The organism is Listeria floridensis FSL S10-1187, from assembly GCF_000525875.1.
GTDB lineage: Bacteria > Bacillota > Bacilli > Lactobacillales > Listeriaceae > Listeria > Listeria floridensis.
Genome location: NZ_AODF01000009.1, coordinates 22,254 through 40,247 on the forward strand (window position 1 = coordinate 22,254; position 17,994 = coordinate 40,247).

The following is a 17,994-nucleotide window of genomic DNA, read 5'->3' on the forward strand; positions in this document are numbered from 1 at the left end:
ACGAAAATGAAACATTTTGCAGTTATCGGAAATCCGATTGCTCATTCACTTTCGCCTGTGATGCACACGGCAGCCATTGAAGCACTCCAGCTTGATGCGGATTATACGCGTGTTAAACTTGAGATTGATCAATTTGACCTTGAAATCCGTCGTTTTTTAGCTAGCGAAATCGATGGCTTTAATGTAACTGTGCCGTTTAAAGAAAAAATTATCCCGTACTTGGATCAGATTGATCCGTTTGCAGCAAAATGCGGGGCGGTCAATACGGTAAAGCGTTCTGATACGGGGTGGACTGGTTATAATACCGATGGTTATGGCTTTTTAGAAGGTTTAGAAGAAAAGCGACCGCTAAGTATAGATGATCGAATTTTGATTATCGGGGCCGGCGGAGCGAGCAAGGGAATTTATCTGGCACTTTCGGAAAAATGTGAAGCGCCAATTACAGTTACAAATCGAACGCTTGAAAAAGCAGAGCAAATGCTTGCAGCGGAAAGAAGCGACCGAGCAATTTCGCTAGAAGAAGCCGAAGCGCGCCTTGCGGAATTTACGATCATTATCCAGACGACATCGGTTGGTTTAGACCAAACACATTTCGATTTGCCGCTTTCACTCGAGTCTTTAAAAAAAGATACACTGGTTGCGGATATTATCTACAATCCGCTTAAAACGCCATTTTTACAAGCTGCTGAACAAAAACAAGCTATCATTCAAAATGGGCTTGCGATGTTCGTCAATCAAGGGGCACTGGCACTTTCAATTTGGACAGGCGAAAACCCTAATCGAGCCATTATGAAACAAGCTGTGCTCAACTCATTTTAGGAGGAAAACAATGTTAACTGGACGACAAAAACGCTTTTTGCGTAAAGAAGCGCATGAGCTAAATCCGATTTTTCAAGTTGGAAAAGGCGGAGTGAATCCGAACATGGTAAATCAAATCGCAGAAGCACTTGAAGCGCGCGAGCTGATCAAAGTTTCGGTTTTGCAAAACTGTGAAGTACCGAAAGAAGAAGTCGCTGAACTGCTTAGTGAACGCAGCGGCAGCGAACTGATTCAAGTGATTGGGCGAACGATTATTCTTTATAAAGAATCCAGCAAGAATAAACAAATTAAACTGCCTTAAGCGAGCGAGGTGAATGAGAGTGACAGAACGAATCGGAATTCTCGGCGGAACATTTGATCCGCCGCACATTGCCCATTTGATTATTGCAAACGAGGTATACAGCCAGCTCGGGCTCGAGAAGATCATTTTTCTGCCGAATTCGATACCGCCTCATAAACGTGAAAGCGGTCTTGTTTCCGCAGAACAGCGCGTTCAGATGCTGAAGCTTGCTACGGGATCAAATCCGCATTTTGAAGTTGACCCGCGCGAACTGTATCGTGAAGGGAAGTCTTTTTCGTATGATACAATGCGAGAGATGGTGAGAGAGGGAACAAATCAGGCGTTTTATTTTATCATCGGGGGGGATATGGTTGAATATCTGCCGAAGTGGTATAAAATAGAAGAGCTACTGAAACTTGTAACGTTTGTGGGTGTTAATCGGCCGAACTACTCGCTTCGCTCAGATTATCCGGTTCTTGATGTTAAAGTTCCGGAAATGGATATCTCTTCTTCTTTTTTGCGCACTAAACTGAGACATGGCGAGCCGATTGATTATTATGTACCTGAAAAAGTAGCGGATTATATAAAGGAGCATCAACTTTATGAACCGAAATGAAATCCTTGAAAAAGTAAAACATGCGATGCCTGAAAATCGCTTTATTCATACGCTTGGTGTTGAAGAGATGGCTGTAAAGTATGCTGAGATGTACGGTGCATCACCTGAAAAAGCTAGTATTGCAGCACTTTTGCATGACTACGCAAAATATTACCCGGACGAAAAAGCACGCCAAGTGGTGATTCACGAAAACATGGACCCACTTTTGCTGAAATATGATCGCGCGCTACTTCATGCTCCTGTTGGGGCTTACTTAGCAGAGCAGGAATTCGGGATTACTGATCCTGAAATCCTTGAAGCAATTCGTGTGCATACGACGGGAAGCACTTCGATGTCCAAACTGGATAAAATCCTTTTTTTGGCTGATTACACTGAACCGAACCGCGATTTTCCGGGAGTGAACGAAGCGCGCAAAATTACGGCTGAATCGCTTGACGAAGGAATGTTGTTTGCACTTGGTCGAACGATCGAGTATTTAGCAAGTAAAAGACAGCCGATTTTCCCTGATACATTTGAAAGTTTTAATGCTTTTGCATTTTTAATTAAAGAAGGAGATGTTGAATGATTGAATAGTCACGACGTATTAATGCTTGTCGCACGAGCTGCTGATGACAAGCGAGCAGAAGATATTCTTGCCCTAAACATGCAAGGACTTTCCGGTATTGCCGATTATTTTGTAATTTGCCACGGGAATTCGGATAAACAAGTTCAAGCGATTGCGCGAGAAATCAAAGAAAAAGCACAAGAAAATGATGTTGAAGTAAAACGATTAGAAGGTTTTGACGCTGCCCAGTGGGTTTTGATCGATCTAGGTGATGTTATTGTCCATGTATTCCACCGCGACGAACGTTCGTATTACAATCTTGAAAAGCTTTGGGGCGATGCACCGCTTGAGAATGTCTCAGAAGCGTTTATTTCATAAAGATAAAACGGCTAAAAAAAGCGGCAAGTTTTCTTGCTGCTTTTTTTCAAGCGGAAAGGAGCTGCGACAAATGAGTTACGAGTTTTTTCCAACTATTTATGATGAACTAATGGATGCTGAACTGTATGATGCTTGGGCCGACTTTGCGAAGCGCCACTTACCTCAGGATGCTGTTTCGTTGCTTGATCTTGCATCTGGAACTGGCGAGTTTGCTGTTCGAATGGCACTTTCCGGCTATCAAGTGAGTGGACTTGATTTGTCTTCTGAAATGGTACGTGTAGCGAAAGAAAAGTTTACTGCGATTGAGCTAAATGTCCCAATTGTAGAGGCAGACATGCGCAGTTTTCATGTGACTGAACCAGTTGATGCAGTGACTTGTTTTTGTGATTCTCTCAATTACCTTGAGGAAGAAGACGATGTGATTGCGACTTTTTCAGCTGTGTATGAGGCACTGAAACCCGGCGGATATTTTTTGTTCGATGTCCATTCCGTTTATAAGATAGAAGTTGGTTTCCGCGACTACAGCTACGGCGACAGCGATCCTTATATATCTACGATTTGGAATTCTTTTCCTGGTGCGTATCCACATTCTGTCGAGCACGAACTTAGTTTTTTTGTCGAACAAGAAGATGGAAGCTATCAGCGAAAAGATGAGCTGCATAAAGAGCGGACATTCGCAGTAGAAGATTATAAAAAAAAAAATTATTGGATACTGGATTTCGTGAAATTGAAATTTTTGCTGATTTTAGTGATTCAAAACCTGAAGATACGAGTGAACGAATCTTTTTCAGTGCGAGAAAATAGCTTTTGGCTATTTTCTTTTTTTTGTGTTGAAAAAGGAGATTGTCTTTTTATGGCGAATACAGTAGCTAAAGGAGGCGAGCGTGTGCTGAAAGAATTTTATCGAAAGTATCAAAAATGGCTAATTGGCGTACTAGCAGGTATCATTTTTTTGCTTGGAGCTATTCTTTTTATATTTTTTGAAGACAGCGAAAAAGAAGAACCGATGCTGCCAAAAACGGTAACCGAAAAACCGGTCAAACCAAATGAAGAAAGCAAAAACATACCCCAAACAAAAATTTTGTTGACGTAAAAGGAGCAGTGACCCATCCTGGCGTCTATCAAATTGCTGTAGACGGACGTGTTAAAGATGCGATACGTATCGCTGGAGACTTCTTGCCGGAGGCCGATAAAAATTCAATCAATTTGGCGCAGAAGCTAAAGGATGAAATGGTTATTACTGTTTTAACACAAGGTGATTCTTCAAGTCCGGTTGTGCAAACGGGTCTTGCATCTGATTCCGCTGAAAAATCAAAAGTGAATCTTAATCAAGCAACAGCTACAGAATTAGAGCAAGTTCCCGGCATCGGCAAAGCAAAAGCAGAAGCCATCATTGCACATCGTGAAAAAGAAGGATTATTTGAGACTGTGGACGGCTTAACAGAAGTTTCCGGGATCGGTGCTAAAACGCTTGAAAAATTAAAAGCGTATTTAGAGGTTTAGATTTGATTGACGCATAGTTGTTGTCGCACTATACTTAAGAAAGATTAGAAAGAAAGAGGGATAGAAATATGAAACGAATTGCTTGGGATCAATTTTTCATGGCGCAAAGCCATTTAATATCAACTCGTAGCACATGTACAAGGCTTATGGTGGGGGCGACAATTGTTCGTGATAAACGCATGATTGCAAGCGGCTATAATGGATCAATTGCAGGAGGCGATCACTGCACTGAAAAGGGTTGTTTTGTCGTAGAAGGGCATTGCATTCGTACTATTCATGCTGAAATGAACGCTTTGCTTCAATGTGCAAAGTTCGGCGCTTCAACTGATCAAGCAGAGCTTTATGTCACGCATTTCCCTTGTGTGGCTTGTTGTAAGTCAATTATTCAAGCAGGTATCAAAACAGTTTATTATGCCAAGGACTATAAGAATCACCCGTATGCTATTCAGTTGTTTGAACAAGCTGGTGTGGAAGTGAAAAAAGTACCATTCGATCATGAAATTTTGAATGAGGATAGTTTATCGAAGCAAATGACGATGGATACGATCAAAGCGGCTGTAGAAGCTGAGAATTTACCAGATGAAACATCTACTCGCTTGCTTGAATCAATCCAATCAAAATTAATTTAATAGGAGGGAACTAACACATAGAACACTTCTTGTTTTTCAGCGTTGTTGCCGTCATCTTTGGTGTTCTTGGAGTTACTACGACTCCTTTTTTTCTTTTACCTTTTGTTATTTTTTGTGTTTTTTCAGCTATGAGATCAAAGTCTAAACATTACTTGCTACTTATAACGGTTATCGTTTTCGCATCGGGTTACTTTTACTGGTTTGATGCTAGCAATCATTCAGATTTATCTCCGAGTTTGACAGATGGGAAAGCGCGAATTGTTAAAGATTTGAAAGTAGATGGTGATCAGTTTTCAGCTGTAGTTCGGATACAAAATGAAAACGTCTTGCTACGTAAAAAAATAATGTCGAAACAAGAAAAAAATAAGTTGGAACAAATTTGTTACGGCGATATCGTAGTTGTAAAGGGAAGTCTAGACAGGCCACAGTTGGCGCGGAACTTTAATCAGTTTGATTACCGTAGATTTTTGAAGCGTCAACAAATTCACTGGTGTTTGCAGGCTGAGCGTATGGAGCGAGTTGGGAAGAAGAACGATTTAGGCTCTTTTTTTGAGAACTTGAGGGAATCACTGCGCGATTATATGACGGCACATTTCAGTGTGAAGACTGCTCCTTATGCTGCTGCGCTCGTTATTGGCGACAAAAGTTTGTTTGAAGAGGAAATGTACAGCGGCTATCAAAAGCTTGGCGTAGTTCACCTGCTAGCCATTTCTGGGCTTCATGTCAATCTTTTTATTGCACTTTGCTATGTACTTCTGCTCCGATTTGGGTGGACGCGAGAACTTGCTGGCACCGTTTTACTTCTTGTTTTGCCGGTTTATGCCTTGATTGCAGGGGCAGGCGCACCTGTACTTCGTGCTTGCGGTATGTCATTTTTGATTTTGCTTGGGCTAAAGCTAAAATGGTATTTATCTCCGATTAGTGCCATTTCTGCTGTTTTTCTTGCCAGTTTTTGCTGGAATCCATACATAGTTTTTGATGCTGGATTTCAGCTATCCTATGCGGTTTCTTATGCAATCTTGTTGGCTCGCCCCATTTTTCAAACAGTGACTGGCATGTTCAAGCAGGAGTTCTTTATTTCGCTTGTTGCTTCGCTTGGATCGGCAGTTGTGCTGCTTTTTCACTTTTTTGAGTTTTCGCTAGCGGGTGTTTTGTTAAATTTGCTTTACATTCCACTTTTTTCTGTAATAATCGTTCCGCTTGTCTTTTTAAACTTTTTACTGGCGAAGATACCCGTATTGTTTGCTTTACCGCACTTTTCACTTGAAATGATTATTTGGCTGACTGAAAAGTTGACGGACTGGTTTCAAATTTTAAATTGGACGACTTTTACGGCAGGAAAACCGGGATTTTGGATTATTTTGATTTTAGTTGGTCTCACATGCTTGATTTTTATTTTGTGGGAGAAACAGCATCCTCGTTTTGCGATTCTTTTCGTACTGGTTTTTTCTAATTACAGCAAAAGTCGCGCACTTTCCGATACATGGTGAAGTCACTATGATTGATATTGGGCAGGGAGACAGTATTTTGATTCAACTTCCATCGAACAAAGGAACGTATTTGATTGATACGGGAGGTCGGATGAGTTTTGTGAAGGAAGCGTGGCAAAAGCGAAGAACGGAATCTTCTGTTGGGAAAAATACATTGATACCTGTTTTGAAAGCGAAAGGGATTACTTCACTCGACAAAGTGTTTGTTACGCATGCTCACGCTGATCACATGGGGGAACTTGAAACATTGGCAAAAGAAATTCGTATTCAAGAGATTTATATTTCAAAAGGAACGTCTAAAAAAGGAATGCTCAAGCATACTCTCGAAGTGTTGAATAGGATTCCGGTGATCGAAATTGCAAAGGGAGATGTGGTGGGAACTAACGAATATCCATTTGAAGTACTTTCACCACGTAAACCATCTGAAAATACGAATAATGATTCGCTAGTTCTTCGGGCACGGCTTGGCGGATTGATCTGGCTTTTTACGGGAGATGCGGAACGAGAAATTGAACAGGAGCTGCTTCAAGAAGAGATTCGTGCGGATGTACTGAAAGCGGGACATCACGGAAGTAAAACGTCTTCGTCAGCTGCATTTGTTGCGAAAGTTCAGCCAAGTTGGGCGCTTATTTCCTGCGGAGTAAATAATCATTTTGGGCATCCAAATCAAGAAACGCTCGCGACTTTTGAAAAAAATCAAGTGGAAGTGCTGCGGACGGATCAAAACGGCATGATCGTGTACCGTTTTTTTGGTGGCTTTCAAACGAAGCTTAAGTAAATGCTTGAAATGAGGTTGAAGTTCGATTACGATTAACGTGAGGGGTGGATTTCGTGATTAAGGAATGGAAAAATATTGAGCAGAAAAAATTAGCGCCTGTCTATCTCATCATCGGTGTTGAGGATTATATTATTAATCAAACGAAAGAAAAATTGTTACACGCGGCGCTTAAGGATGAAGAGCTTGAATTTAATTATGCAAACTTTGATCTTGAAGATACACCGATTGAAGCAGTCATCGAAGAAGCTGAAACGTTGCCTTTTTTTGGTGAAAAGAGATTAGTGATTGCAAGCAACCCTGTTTTTTTGACGAGTGAAAAAGCGAAAGGGAAGCTGGAACACAGAACGGAAAAGCTCGAGCAGTATTTGAATGAGCCAGTGGATTATTCGATTTTATGTTTCGTTGTCCATGCTGAAAAACTGGATGAGCGCAAGAAATTGACAAAGCTCTTGAAAAAACAAGCTGTTGTGATCGAAGCGAAACGGCCAAGTGAAGCTGAACTTTTAAAGTGGATTCAAACTGAAGCGGAACAAAATGGTTTTCAAATGGAGCAGACAGCAATCAAACGGTTAGCTGAACTGACAAGTGGGAATTTAACGACAGCGATGAATGAACTCAGCAAATTGATGCTGTATCAATTTGAATCAAAATTAATTTCAGTGCAAGATGTTGAAACTCTTGTGGTTCGTTCGCTTGAGCAGAATATTTTCCTTTTAATTGATAAGATTATTGCGCTTGATACGGAAGGTGCACTGCGGGTTTATTATGATTTATTGAAGCAAAAGGAAGAACCGATTAAAATTATTGCTCTCGTGGCAAGTCAGTTTCGGTTAATGAATCAACTGCGGATTTTAGAACAATCTGGCACCGGGGCTCAGCAAGCTGCGGGGATTTTGAAAGTTCATCCATTTCGTGCGAAAATGGCGGCTAAACAAGCTCGTGGTTTTAGGAAAGAGGAGCTTGAGTTTGCGCTATTTCATCTAGCGGAAACGGACTATGAGCTTAAGACGGGATTTGGTGAAAAGACGCAGAAACTAGAATGGTTTCTATTTAAACTGGAAGATTTTAGAAAAACAAAAAAGGGCCTGAAATTTGGCCCTTTTTTGACAAATAAAAAACACCACAGAGTAGTGATGTTTTCATTAATTACTTGATTTTAGCTGCTAAGCGAGATTTGTCGCGAGCTGCTTTGTTTTTATGAATCAAGCCTTTAGATACAGCAGTGTCAATTTTTTTTAGAAGCGGCTACGAAAAGTTCTTCTTTGTTGTCAGCACCGTTAACTGCAGCTTCTTCTACTTTCTTGATTGCTGTACGCATTGCGGAACGTTGAGCAACGTTACGGCTGTTGCGAGTTTCAGTTGTTTTTACACGTTTAATAGCAGATTTAATATTTGGCATTCCATTCACCTCCGTCCAAACTAATCGAGGTAGTATTTATTTCAAACATACCCTTTAAAATACATCAGAACAAATGTTATTATACCTAAAGATGAATGGTTTTGCAATATTTCTTGCTAATTTTCTTAGAAAAACCAGTGGAATTTTATTTGGCATATTGAATAATCGCGATTCTATTGATATAATCAAGTTTAGCCTGCCATTCAGATTGAATGAGACGAGGATCAGGAGCTGGGATAATGAAATAAAAAAGAAATGCAGGAAAGACAAGGAAAAATAAGAAATTTTTCGATCATCGCCCATATTGACCATGGCAAGTCCACTTTAGCAGATCGAATTTTAGAAAAAACGCATGCCCTAAGTCATCGTGAAATGAAAGATCAATTGCTCGATTCAATGGATCTTGAACGTGAACGGGGTATTACTATCAAACTAAATGCCGTTCAGCTCTCTTATACAGCGAAGGACGGGGAGACGTATATTTTTCATTTGATTGATACACCGGGACATGTCGATTTCACTTATGAGGTTTCAAGAAGTCTCGCAGCTTGTGAAGGTGCTGTGCTTGTTGTTGATGCAGCGCAAGGCATTGAAGCACAAACGCTTGCGAATGTTTACTTGGCGCTTGATAATGATCTCGAAATTCTTCCAGTCATCAATAAGATTGATTTGCCGGCAGCTGATCCGGAACGTGTTCGTGGAGAAATTGAAGATGTGATTGGGCTCGATGCGAGCGATGCAGTTTTGGCGTCCGCTAAAGCTGGAATCGGGATTGAAGATATTTTAGAGCAAATTGTAGAAAAAGTTCCAGCACCAGCTGGTGATATTGATAAGCCGCTTAAAAGCGCTTATTTTCGATTCGGTTTACGATGCGTATCGCGGTGTGGTCGCAAATATTCGGATTGTTGACGGCATGGTAAAACCAGGGGATAAAATCCGCTTGATGTCAAATGGAAAAGAATTTGAAGTGACGGAAGTCGGTGTTTTTAAACCAAAAGCGACGCCTCAAGATGTGCTTATGGTCGGCGATGTCGGCTATTTGACAGCTTCGATTAAAAACGTTGGGGATACGCGTGTTGGGGATACTATTACGCTTGCGAGTAATCCTGCTGAGGAAGCTCTTCCAGGTTACCGGAAGCTTAATCCAATGGTGTACTGCGGCCTTTATCCGATCGACTCTTCCAAATATAATGATTTGCGTGATGCGTTAGAGAAACTTGAATTAAATGATTCAGCGCTTCAATTTGAGGCTGAGACGTCACAAGCTCTTGGTTTTGGTTTTCGTTGCGGCTTTTTAGGTCTGCTTCATATGGAAATTATTCAAGAGCGGATTGAACGCGAATTTAATATTGATTTGATTACGACGGCACCAAGTGTTATTTACCACGTGAAGTTGACGGACGGATCAGAAATTGTAGTCGATAATCCGGCAGAAATGCCTGAACCGGGAGTTATTGAAACGATTGAAGAGCCGTATGTAAAGGCAACTGTGATGGTTCCAAATGAATATGTCGGGGCAATTATGCAGCTCGCACAAAATAAACGCGGAAACTTCATCACGATGGAATACTTGGATGATATTCGAGTGAGTATTTTGTATGAAATTCCGCTTTCGGAGATTGTTTATGATTTCTTCGATCAATTGAAATCAAGTACTAAGGGTTACGCATCGTTTGACTATGAACTGCTCGGATACAGACCTTCAAAACTTGTGAAGATGGATATCATGCTTAATAGCGAGAAAGTCGATGCATTAAGCTTTATCGTGCATCGTGATTTTGCTTATGAACGTGGAAAAAATATTGTTGAGAAGCTTCGGGAACTCATTCCGCGGCAGCAGTTCGAGGTGCCGATTCAAGCGGCAATCGGAAACAAAAATTGTCGCACGTTCTACGATTAAAGCACTTCGAAAAAACGTACTGGCAAAGTGTTACGGCGGGGATGTTTCACGGAAACGAAAACTGCTTGAAAAGCAAAAAGAAGGTAAAAAACGGATGAAACAAATCGGATCGGTCGAAGTTCCACAAGAAGCATTTATGGCGATTCTTAAGATGGATGACGATGAACCGAAAAAATAAATGGAATGTATGGAAAAGCATCTCACGTTGAGGTGCTTTTTTTTCGTAAATGACCAAGCGGTTCGTTTTTTCAAAGCTGTAAAAATAATTAATTTTATAAAAATTCAAGAAATCAGTTGTTTTTTTGAAAAAGATACGGTAGAATGAAGTCGTTGCATAAATTATGAAAAGGAGGTATGGATGATGCAAAGCAATCAAATTGAAACATTTCAACGGTTTGTCGGAATGCCAACATTGTTACTTAAAAATGAATTATTTGTTTTTCATCGCTATATCAAACCTTTTTCTGGGAGAAGTGTCTGTTAGCTTCCTTTCTGTGAATTTTTGTGCGAAAAAATGATGACAAATAATATTTTTGGGTAATAATGGGCGTAGTTTATAAGTCCATTATTTTTTGTTGTCTAAAAAAGGGAGGGGGCGTGTTACTTGAAGATTTTTAAGGATTTAGGATGGTTTTTTAAAGAACAGAAAAAACAGTATATTTTTGGGGTAGCAATATTATTTGTGATTGCGCTGCTGCAGCTTGTTCCGCCGTATTTGATCGGAAAAGTGGTAGACGCGATTACTTATGACACGCTAACTAAAAACAATTTGATTACGTGGATCGTCATTTTAATTGCGGTTGCAATTTTAACTTACCTAGGACGCTATGTGTGGCGGCTGATGATTTTCGGTTCGGACAATAAATTGCAGCGCACACTTCGATATCGTTTGTTCGAACATTTGACGAAGATGTCATCGTTTTTTTTCCAACGTTATCGTACGGGAGATTTGATGGCAAGGGCGACAAATGATATTACTGCTGTTCAGCAAGTGGCCGGTTCAGGCGTTTTGACGCTGGCGGATTCTTGTTTGACCGGAGGAACGGTTATATTGATGATGGCAATCAGTATCGACTGGAAGCTCACTTTGATTGCCCTGCTTCCGATGCCACTTATGGTGATCAGCACGTCCGTTTTAGGGAAGAAACTGCATGATCGGTTTCACGGGGCACAAGCGGCTTTCTCAAAGTTGAATGATAAAACGCAGGAAAGCATATCCGGAATTAAAGTGACGCGGACTTTTGGACAAGAAGAGGAAGATATCGCAGACTTTTCTAAGCAGACGAAGGATGTTGTTGCGAAAAATGTTTCGGTTGCAAAAGTGGATGCAATGTTTGATCCGGTCATTTCGATCATTGTCACACTCTCGTTCGTGCTATCAATCGGTTTTGGCTCGAAGTTCGTTCTAGATGGGACTCTTACGGTCGGTCAAGTGATCGCATTTGTGAACTATTTGTTTCTTTTGATCTGGCCGATGCTCGCATTTGGATTTTTGTACAACATCATTCAGCGCGGAAGTGCTTCTTACGACCGAATCATGAGTTTGTTCAGTGAAAAAGCGGATATTGTCGATCTGGATGATGCTATAACGGATAGTCCGCGTGGTGCTCTTGAAGTAGCGCTTGAATCGTTTACGTATCCGGATGAGAATGAGGCGGTGCTGACGGATGTCAGCTTCAAGCTGAATCAGGGAGAGACACTTGGAATTGTCGGCCGGACTGGTGCCGGTAAGACGACCTTGCTGAAACTAATTTTGCGCGAATATGACAACTATCATGGCGAGATTTCCTTTGGCGCAGTGAAAATCCAAAAGTACCAAGCAAAAGTTCTTCGCAGTGCGATTGGCTACGTGCCTCAAGATCAGTTCTTGTTTTCAACGTCAGTGCTCGAAAATATTCGTTTTGGTGTACCAGATGCAACGGAAGAAGCGGTACACGAAATCGCAAGAACGGTTGCGGTGCATGACGATATTGAAGGATTCAAGGATGGTTACGGGACGGTTGTCGGCGAACGCGGAGTTTCGCTTTCAGGCGGGCAAAAACAGCGTCTTGCTATTGCACGGGCTCTTCTGATGGACCCTGAACTGTTAATCTTGGATGATGCGCTTTCTGCTGTAGATGCGAAAACGGAAGAGAAAATTTTGACGAATCTGAAGGAAAGCCGCAGCAAGAAAACGACCATTATTAGTGCCCACCGGCTGAGTTCAGTGGAGCATGCCAACTTAATTCTCGTGGTTGACGGCGGAAAAGTTGTGGAGCGCGGGACGCATCAAGAGTTGATGCAAAAAGACGGATGGTATGCTGAGATGTATCATGAGCAGCAACTTGAGGAAAGGAGTGGGGACTATGAATGAAGAGACAATGAATGAAGAATTGACCACGATGACCGGGAAAGAACATCGGGCAGTTTTGAAACGTTTAATGAGCTATACGAAATATCATATTCCGCTGCTTCTTTTTACAGGGTTTTTAGTTTTGCTCGTAACGGCAGCCGAGGTTATTTCACCGCTAATTGTGCGCAGTTTCCTCGACAATCATTTAACACCGCTCAGCTTTGAAATGAAGGCGGTTCTCGTGCTTGCATCAGCTTACATTGGGCTTGAAATCGGAAAATTTGTTGTTTGGTACTTTCAACTGTTCTTTTTCCAAAAAATTGCACTAGAAATTGTACAACGGATTCGTGTTGATATTTTTTCTAAACTGCACACGCTCGGCATGCGCTACTTCGATAAAACGCCGGCGGGGAGCATCGTTTCTCGTGTGACGAATGACACGGAAGCAATTAAGGATATGTTTATCAATGTGCTTTCAACGGCGATTCAAAGTTTGTTTATGCTGATCGGGATGTATGTAGCAATGTTTTCGCTGAATGTTCAGCTTGCGCTTTATAGTTTGATTTTATTTCCGGTTATCGTTGGGTTGATTATTGTATACCGCAAATACAGCTCGAAATTTTACCGATCGAAGCGTGAAAAACTCAGTCAGCTGAATGCGAACATCAGCGAATCCATTTCGGGTATGTCGATTGTGCAACAATTCAATCAAGAGCGTCGTTTAATTCGTGATTTTGAAAAAATTAACAAGGATTATTATGATGTCGGAATTAAAAATATTAAGTTCAATGCACTTTTGCTTGGGCCGGCGATTGATTTTCTTTATGCAATTGCGGTTGTAATTATTTTGAGCTATTTTGGTGCGGAAGCTTTGATTGGCCCCGTTGCGATTGGGACGATTTATGCGTTTGTTAACTACTTTGACCGTTTTCTTGAAGCAATCTTCAATGTGATGGAGCGGCTTGCGATGTACCAAGAAGCGATTACGGCGGCTTCGCGTGTATTTCGAATCATGGATGAAAAAGAAGAAGTGCCTGAGCAGCACCCCGAGGAGGATGCGGTTATCCGCGATGCGAAAATTGAGTTTAAAGATGTGTCGTTTGCTTATGACGGAGAGCATAACGTCTTGAAGAATATTTCGTTTACGGCTCTTCCGGGACAAACGGTGGCGCTTGTCGGTCATACGGGAAGCGGAAAAAGTTCGATTATCAATCTGATGATGCGCTTTTATGAATTTGAGCACGGGGACATCTTGATTGACGACAAATCAATCAAACATTATCCGATTGAAGAATTGCGGCAAAAGACCGGCTTAGTGCTACAGGATAGTTTCATGTTCTATGGCAATATTCGTGATAACATTCGACTTTACAATACTTTCATCACGGATCAAGAAGTCGAGGAGGCAGCCAAATTTGTGCAAGCAGATCGCTTCATCAATTCGCTAGCCGGAACTTATGACCATAAAGTAATAGAACGAGGCGCTTCTTTTTCCAGTGGGCAGCGGCAGCTGATTTCTTTTGCAAGAACGGTTGTAACGAATCCACAAATTCTAGTGCTAGACGAAGCGACGGCGAATATTGATACAGAAACCGAAAGTTTGATCCAAACTGGGCTGAGACGAATGAGAGAAGGCAGAACGACAATCGCGATCGCGCATCGACTTTCGACGATTAAGGATGCTGACCTCATTCTTGTACTCAGCAAGGGGGAGATTATTGAGCGTGGAAATCATGCTGAACTGCTTGCAAAACAAGGCGTGTATCATTCGATGTACCAGCTGCAAAATAATGGCATGGATCTTGATGCTGATTTGACCGTTTAAGTTGTTTTTCCCACAGAAGAAGCGCTATAATGAGTGGCGGATAGCGTAATGTAGGAGGAATTAAATCATGTCACTTTTAGTATCGATTTTAATCACGCTTTTATTCGGAACGATGATTATTGTCATCCGAATGAAGGCTTCAAAAAGACCTGCTTCAATTAAAGGGATCATTTTACCACCGATCATGATGTCAACGGGGGCGCTGATGTTTGTTGTACCTTATTTTCGCGTTAGCGGTATTGATATTCTGGAAGCAGTGGCGATGGGACTTGTGTTTTCACTGATTCTGATCTGGACGACACGTTTTGAAATTAAAAATGAAGAGGTTTATATTAAGCGAACGAAGTCGTTTCCAATCATTTTGATGACGCTGCTTCTCATACGTATACTTCTGAAATATTTGATCAGTGGAAGTGTTGAAGTTGGGGAGCTGGCTGGAATGTTTTGGATCATGGCATTTGCGATGATTGTACCGTGGCGGATTGCGATGTATTTTCAGTATAGAGCAGTGGAACGAGGCCTTTCCAGATCAAGTGAACTTTCGGACTGAAAAAGCTAGAAATTGCTTGTATGATAAGGCTTTCACGGCTATAATAAGGAAGGTGACATTGAGGTGTCACTTATGTAAAAAAAGGATATTTTAGGAGGAAATACTTTGAAAAAAGATTGTTATTAGTTTATTAATGGTAGTACTTGCGTTTTCACTAGCAGCTTGTTCATCAGGCGCGAAGGATGACAGCAGCAAAAAAGAAGATACTAAAACGTCGACTTCTTCGAGTAAAGAAAAAGTGTTGAATTACTATATGGATGTTGTTTCTCAAATCTCGGATAAAAATGCTGATTTCAGTGCATTCCAACAAGCACAATCAGCTGATCCGAAACCAACAGATGCTGAACTTAGCGAACTTGCGAAAAAAGGAACTGTTTCAGCACAAGCAGTTTCTGACATGTTGAAAGATGAAAAAGTGCCTGATCTAGGCAAATCAACTGATAAATTTAAAACTGCTATTTCTGATTTAAGTGCAGCTTACGGACAAGAAGCTGAGGCTTTGAAAGCAGCTAAACCAGATACTGCAGCTGCAGACGAAGCACTGCAAAAAGCAGCAGATGAAATTGCTAAAATCTTAAAAGATAATGGACTTGCTGGATCGGATATTTTGACGGACACAATGTAACACAGTGAGTTAATTATGAATCAAAAAACCTGATCAAACGCGGATGCGTTTGATCAGGTTTTTTATTTGATGTTTTTTGTCTGGAAAATTCACACAGCGAATGCGTTCACGGCGACGAACAAAGGTTTCCTGTATGTGGATCAACGCGATATCATTGCGCTGGCAGACGGCGACGCAACCGAAGCTGAAATTCGCTTGAAACCTAAAGCAGAGTATGAAAAAGCTATGATAGAATTAAAAGCGATCGAGCAAGAATTTGACGAAACGATTCAAACGACCCAAAAATCTATCTGGGAAATGGTCGAGAAAGACCAAGAATTAGCGAAACGAATTTCAGAATTGTAATTTTTCTTGGAATATGGGTATGGAAGAGCTTCAAATCCCTCGTCTGAATCAGACGGGGGATAGCTTTTCAAACAACACTAAAAAAGCTATCCGTCTTCAAATAACGCTGAAAACAGATAGCCGGCAGATTTATTCACCTTATTTTTTCTTTTCGTTTTTTTGCTGCATCAATTTCAGCTTGTAGCTTTTCAAAGGTTTCCATCAGCTCATTTGACTTTTGTTCAAGCACCTCTTTTTGTTCTAAATCACTATCATGTACTTGTACTGCATCACCAAAACGAATGATAATCGGTTTGCGCTTAATCAGCTCGCCGAACGTTTTCGGTCCATCGTAGACCGCCGGAAGCATCGGAACTTTTCCTTTGTAAGCAATTGTCACAGCGCCTCGTTTAAGATGCAAGTTCGTTTGTTTTCGTGTTCCGCTTGGGAAAATTCCAACGACTTTACCTTGCTTAAGCAAACGAATGGGCGCTTTAATAGCACTTGGACCCGGATTTTCACGGTTTACTGGAAAAGCATTGAGGTGTGTCATCAGCCAATTGAGAAATTTGCCTTTAAATAATTCTTGCTTTGCCATGTAATGAACCGATGTCGGATAGACCGCAAAGGCCAAATAAATAATTTCGATCCACGACGTATGTGTTGAAACTACGACATATGGAGCTTCAATAATCTTTTCTTTGTTTTGTACTTGAAATCGTCCGCCGATAATGATTAAAATGAAGTGGACGACAGTTTTAGCAAATCGATAAAACAACATTTTCACTCCCTAAAAAGCTAAGTTCATACTAAGTATACTCAATCGGGAGCGATTTTGCACCAAAAATAAATTAAATAGAGAGAAAAGAGGATATCATGAAATTTTTACATACAGCTGACCTTCATCTTGGCAAGATCGTTTCCGGTGTTTCGATGCTCGATGATCAGCGTTATATCTTGAAGGAAATCACTCGAATTATTGAAGCGGAACAAGTCGATGCGATCATTATTGCAGGGGACCTTTATGACCGTTCAGTTCCACCGACAAGCGCAGTCACTCTTTTAAATGACACGCTCTACCAGTGGAATGTTGAGCTTGGATTGCCAATTTTTGCGATCGGCGGCAATCATGATAGTGCAGAACGTCTAAATTTTGGTGCAGCTTGGTACAAACATACCCACCTTTTTATGGCAGGAAAACTAAGTCTCCCTAGCAGCCCGGTTGCGTTTCTTGATGCTGAAATCTGGCTTGTCCCATTTCATGAGCCTGCCCTTGTGCGCGAACTTTCCGGAGATGAGAGTATCCGTAGCTATGAGGACGCCATGCAGTACTTAACGAGTCAAATCCGCTCGATTCACCATCCCGATAAAGCCCAAATTTTAGTCGGCCATGCTTTTGTCGCAGGCGGGCTTCCAAGCGATTCCGAACGTCAGCTATCCGTTGGAAATGTTGACCGCGTCTCAACAGATGCGTTTCACGGCTTTAATTATGTGGCGCTTGGTCATTTGCACCATCCTCACGCGATTCATCATCCGACGATTCATTACAGCGGATCGCCGCTCAAATATTCCTTCTCGGAAAGCAGCGATCAAAAAAGTGTTCGGATTGTCACTTTTGAAAAAAATAAGCTCCTGGATGTTCGCGAGGTTCCACTTAAGCCGCAAAAAGATATGCGCATCGTTAGTGGGACTCTGGAGGAGTTATCTACACATATTTTAGATGCGCCGGAAGACTATTTGAATATTCGCTTGGAAGATAAGGGCGCTTTGATTGATCCGATTGGGAAACTGAGACGATTTTATCCGAATATTTTGCAGCTCGAACGTACGAAGCAGGAAATCAAGGAACAAAATAAGGATCGCTTTGAAGAGTTAATGAAAAAAGACGATATTGATTTGTTCGGTCAGTTTTTTGAACATGCAAACGGTACGAAGTTGTCTCGGAAACAGCAAGCTTTGATGAAAGATGTGTTTGATGAGGTCAGAAAGGAAGGTGAGTAGC

The 17,994-nt window shown here is 41.3% G+C and carries 17 protein-coding genes and 4 pseudogenes; 19 read left to right on the forward strand and 2 right to left on the reverse strand.

Annotated elements, in window-relative coordinates:
- Positions 1-6: 6 nt before the first annotated feature.
- The 12 genes and pseudogenes from aroE to holA all read left to right on the forward strand — a co-directional run.
- On the forward strand, positions 7-819 hold the full coding sequence (aroE, locus tag MFLO_RS05235) for a shikimate dehydrogenase (RefSeq protein WP_036096852.1): 813 nt from the start codon (positions 7-9) through the stop codon (positions 817-819).
- A 10-nt stretch (positions 820-829) separates the two neighbouring features.
- Complete coding sequence (gene yhbY, locus MFLO_RS05240; protein WP_036096853.1) at positions 830-1,120, forward strand: ribosome assembly RNA-binding protein YhbY; 291 nt, start codon at positions 830-832, stop codon at positions 1,118-1,120.
- Between the two features lie 19 nt (positions 1,121-1,139).
- Positions 1,140-1,715 (forward strand): nicotinate-nucleotide adenylyltransferase, encoded by a 576-nt coding sequence (locus tag MFLO_RS05245; protein ID WP_277619763.1) that lies wholly within the window; start codon positions 1,140-1,142, stop codon positions 1,713-1,715.
- On the forward strand, positions 1,702-2,280 hold the full coding sequence (gene yqeK, locus MFLO_RS05250) for a bis(5'-nucleosyl)-tetraphosphatase (symmetrical) YqeK (RefSeq protein ID WP_036096856.1): 579 nt from the start codon (positions 1,702-1,704) through the stop codon (positions 2,278-2,280). Before MFLO_RS05245 ends, yqeK begins: the two co-directional genes overlap by 14 nt.
- The gene (gene rsfS, locus MFLO_RS05255; protein ID WP_036096858.1) at positions 2,281-2,637 is read left to right on the forward strand and encodes a ribosome silencing factor; all 357 of its coding nucleotides are present in this window, start codon (positions 2,281-2,283) and stop codon (positions 2,635-2,637) included. It abuts the gene before it with no gap.
- A gap of 70 nt (positions 2,638-2,707) precedes the next feature.
- A pseudogene (locus tag MFLO_RS05260) lies at positions 2,708-3,441 on the forward strand (class I SAM-dependent DNA methyltransferase).
- Between the two features lie 49 nt (positions 3,442-3,490).
- Positions 3,491-3,730, forward strand: a complete 240-nt coding sequence (locus tag MFLO_RS17180) for a hypothetical protein (protein WP_036096859.1) — start codon at positions 3,491-3,493, stop codon at positions 3,728-3,730.
- Between the two features lie 8 nt (positions 3,731-3,738).
- On the forward strand, positions 3,739-4,140 hold the full coding sequence (locus MFLO_RS05270) for a helix-hairpin-helix domain-containing protein (protein ID WP_051993520.1): 402 nt from the start codon (positions 3,739-3,741) through the stop codon (positions 4,138-4,140).
- Positions 4,141-4,208: 68 nt separating this feature from the next.
- Positions 4,209-4,769: a ComE operon protein 2 gene (locus tag MFLO_RS05275; RefSeq protein ID WP_036096861.1), complete on the forward strand. Its 561-nt coding sequence runs from the start codon at positions 4,209-4,211 to the stop codon at positions 4,767-4,769.
- A 29-nt stretch (positions 4,770-4,798) separates the two neighbouring features.
- On the forward strand, positions 4,799-6,259 hold the full coding sequence (locus tag MFLO_RS14590) for a ComEC/Rec2 family competence protein (protein WP_051993521.1): 1,461 nt from the start codon (positions 4,799-4,801) through the stop codon (positions 6,257-6,259).
- Between the two features lie 7 nt (positions 6,260-6,266).
- Positions 6,267-7,037, forward strand: coding sequence for a ComEC/Rec2 family competence protein (locus tag MFLO_RS14595; RefSeq protein ID WP_051993522.1), 771 nt, complete (start codon positions 6,267-6,269; stop codon positions 7,035-7,037).
- A gap of 53 nt (positions 7,038-7,090) precedes the next feature.
- Positions 7,091-8,116, forward strand: a pseudogene (gene holA / locus MFLO_RS05285) (DNA polymerase III subunit delta); the annotation flags it as partial.
- Positions 8,117-8,183: 67 nt separating this feature from the next.
- Here the strand turns inward: holA and rpsT are convergent.
- A pseudogene (gene rpsT / locus MFLO_RS05290) lies at positions 8,184-8,436 on the reverse strand (30S ribosomal protein S20).
- 255 nt (positions 8,437-8,691) lie between these two features.
- Between rpsT and lepA the strand changes: the two are divergent.
- The 6 genes and pseudogenes from lepA to MFLO_RS05320 all read left to right on the forward strand — a co-directional run bounded on the left by lepA (position 8,692) and on the right by MFLO_RS05320 (position 16,013).
- Positions 8,692-10,514, forward strand: a pseudogene (lepA, locus tag MFLO_RS05295) (translation elongation factor 4).
- Positions 10,515-10,940: 426 nt separating this feature from the next.
- Positions 10,941-12,689 (forward strand): ABC transporter ATP-binding protein, encoded by a 1,749-nt coding sequence (locus MFLO_RS05300; RefSeq protein WP_036096862.1) that lies wholly within the window; start codon positions 10,941-10,943, stop codon positions 12,687-12,689.
- Positions 12,682-14,493: an ABC transporter ATP-binding protein gene (locus MFLO_RS05305; protein WP_036096864.1), complete on the forward strand. Its 1,812-nt coding sequence runs from the start codon at positions 12,682-12,684 to the stop codon at positions 14,491-14,493. The genes MFLO_RS05300 and MFLO_RS05305 overlap by 8 nt, the downstream gene beginning before the upstream one ends.
- Positions 14,494-14,560: 67 nt before the next feature.
- Entirely contained in the window at positions 14,561-15,043 is a 483-nt protein-coding gene (locus MFLO_RS05310) for a CcdC family protein (RefSeq protein ID WP_036096866.1), read from the forward strand.
- A gap of 133 nt (positions 15,044-15,176) precedes the next feature.
- Positions 15,177-15,668, forward strand: a complete 492-nt coding sequence (locus MFLO_RS05315) for a hypothetical protein (protein ID WP_036096868.1) — start codon at positions 15,177-15,179, stop codon at positions 15,666-15,668.
- Positions 15,669-15,737: 69 nt separating this feature from the next.
- The gene (locus tag MFLO_RS05320) at positions 15,738-16,013 is read left to right on the forward strand and encodes a hypothetical protein (RefSeq protein ID WP_036096869.1); all 276 of its coding nucleotides are present in this window, start codon (positions 15,738-15,740) and stop codon (positions 16,011-16,013) included.
- A 133-nt stretch (positions 16,014-16,146) separates the two neighbouring features.
- On the opposite strand, the gene MFLO_RS05325 is transcribed toward MFLO_RS05320, so the two are convergent.
- Positions 16,147-16,770, reverse strand: coding sequence for a lysophospholipid acyltransferase family protein (locus MFLO_RS05325; protein ID WP_036096871.1), 624 nt, complete (start codon positions 16,768-16,770; stop codon positions 16,147-16,149).
- 98 nt (positions 16,771-16,868) lie between these two features.
- Here MFLO_RS05325 and MFLO_RS05330 point away from each other — a divergent pair, with 98 nt between their 5' ends.
- On the forward strand, positions 16,869-17,993 hold the full coding sequence (locus tag MFLO_RS05330) for an exonuclease SbcCD subunit D (RefSeq protein WP_036096873.1): 1,125 nt from the start codon (positions 16,869-16,871) through the stop codon (positions 17,991-17,993).
- Position 17,994: the final 1 nt, after the last annotated feature.

What these genes read in the sequence shown, in the direction of transcription:
- aroE (WP_036096852.1), top strand. Translation starts at nt 7, where the DNA reads ATGAAACATTTTGCAGTTATCGGAAATCCGATTGCTCATTCACTTTCG.
- yhbY (WP_036096853.1), top strand. Translation starts at nt 830, where the DNA reads ATGTTAACTGGACGACAAAAACGCTTTTTGCGTAAAGAAGCGCATGAG.
- yqeK (WP_036096856.1), top strand. Translation starts at nt 1,702, where the DNA reads ATGAACCGAAATGAAATCCTTGAAAAAGTAAAACATGCGATGCCTGAA.
- MFLO_RS17180 (WP_036096859.1), top strand. Translation starts at nt 3,491, where the DNA reads ATGGCGAATACAGTAGCTAAAGGAGGCGAGCGTGTGCTGAAAGAATTT.
- MFLO_RS05275 (WP_036096861.1), top strand. Translation starts at nt 4,209, where the DNA reads ATGAAACGAATTGCTTGGGATCAATTTTTCATGGCGCAAAGCCATTTA.
- MFLO_RS14595 (WP_051993522.1), top strand. Translation starts at nt 6,267, where the DNA reads ATGATTGATATTGGGCAGGGAGACAGTATTTTGATTCAACTTCCATCG.
- MFLO_RS05305 (WP_036096864.1), top strand. Translation starts at nt 12,682, where the DNA reads ATGAATGAAGAGACAATGAATGAAGAATTGACCACGATGACCGGGAAA.
- MFLO_RS05310 (WP_036096866.1), top strand. Translation starts at nt 14,561, where the DNA reads ATGTCACTTTTAGTATCGATTTTAATCACGCTTTTATTCGGAACGATG.
- MFLO_RS05315 (WP_036096868.1), top strand. Translation starts at nt 15,177, where the DNA reads ATGGTAGTACTTGCGTTTTCACTAGCAGCTTGTTCATCAGGCGCGAAG.
- MFLO_RS05320 (WP_036096869.1), top strand. Translation starts at nt 15,738, where the DNA reads ATGTTTTTTGTCTGGAAAATTCACACAGCGAATGCGTTCACGGCGACG.
- MFLO_RS05330 (WP_036096873.1), top strand. Translation starts at nt 16,869, where the DNA reads ATGAAATTTTTACATACAGCTGACCTTCATCTTGGCAAGATCGTTTCC.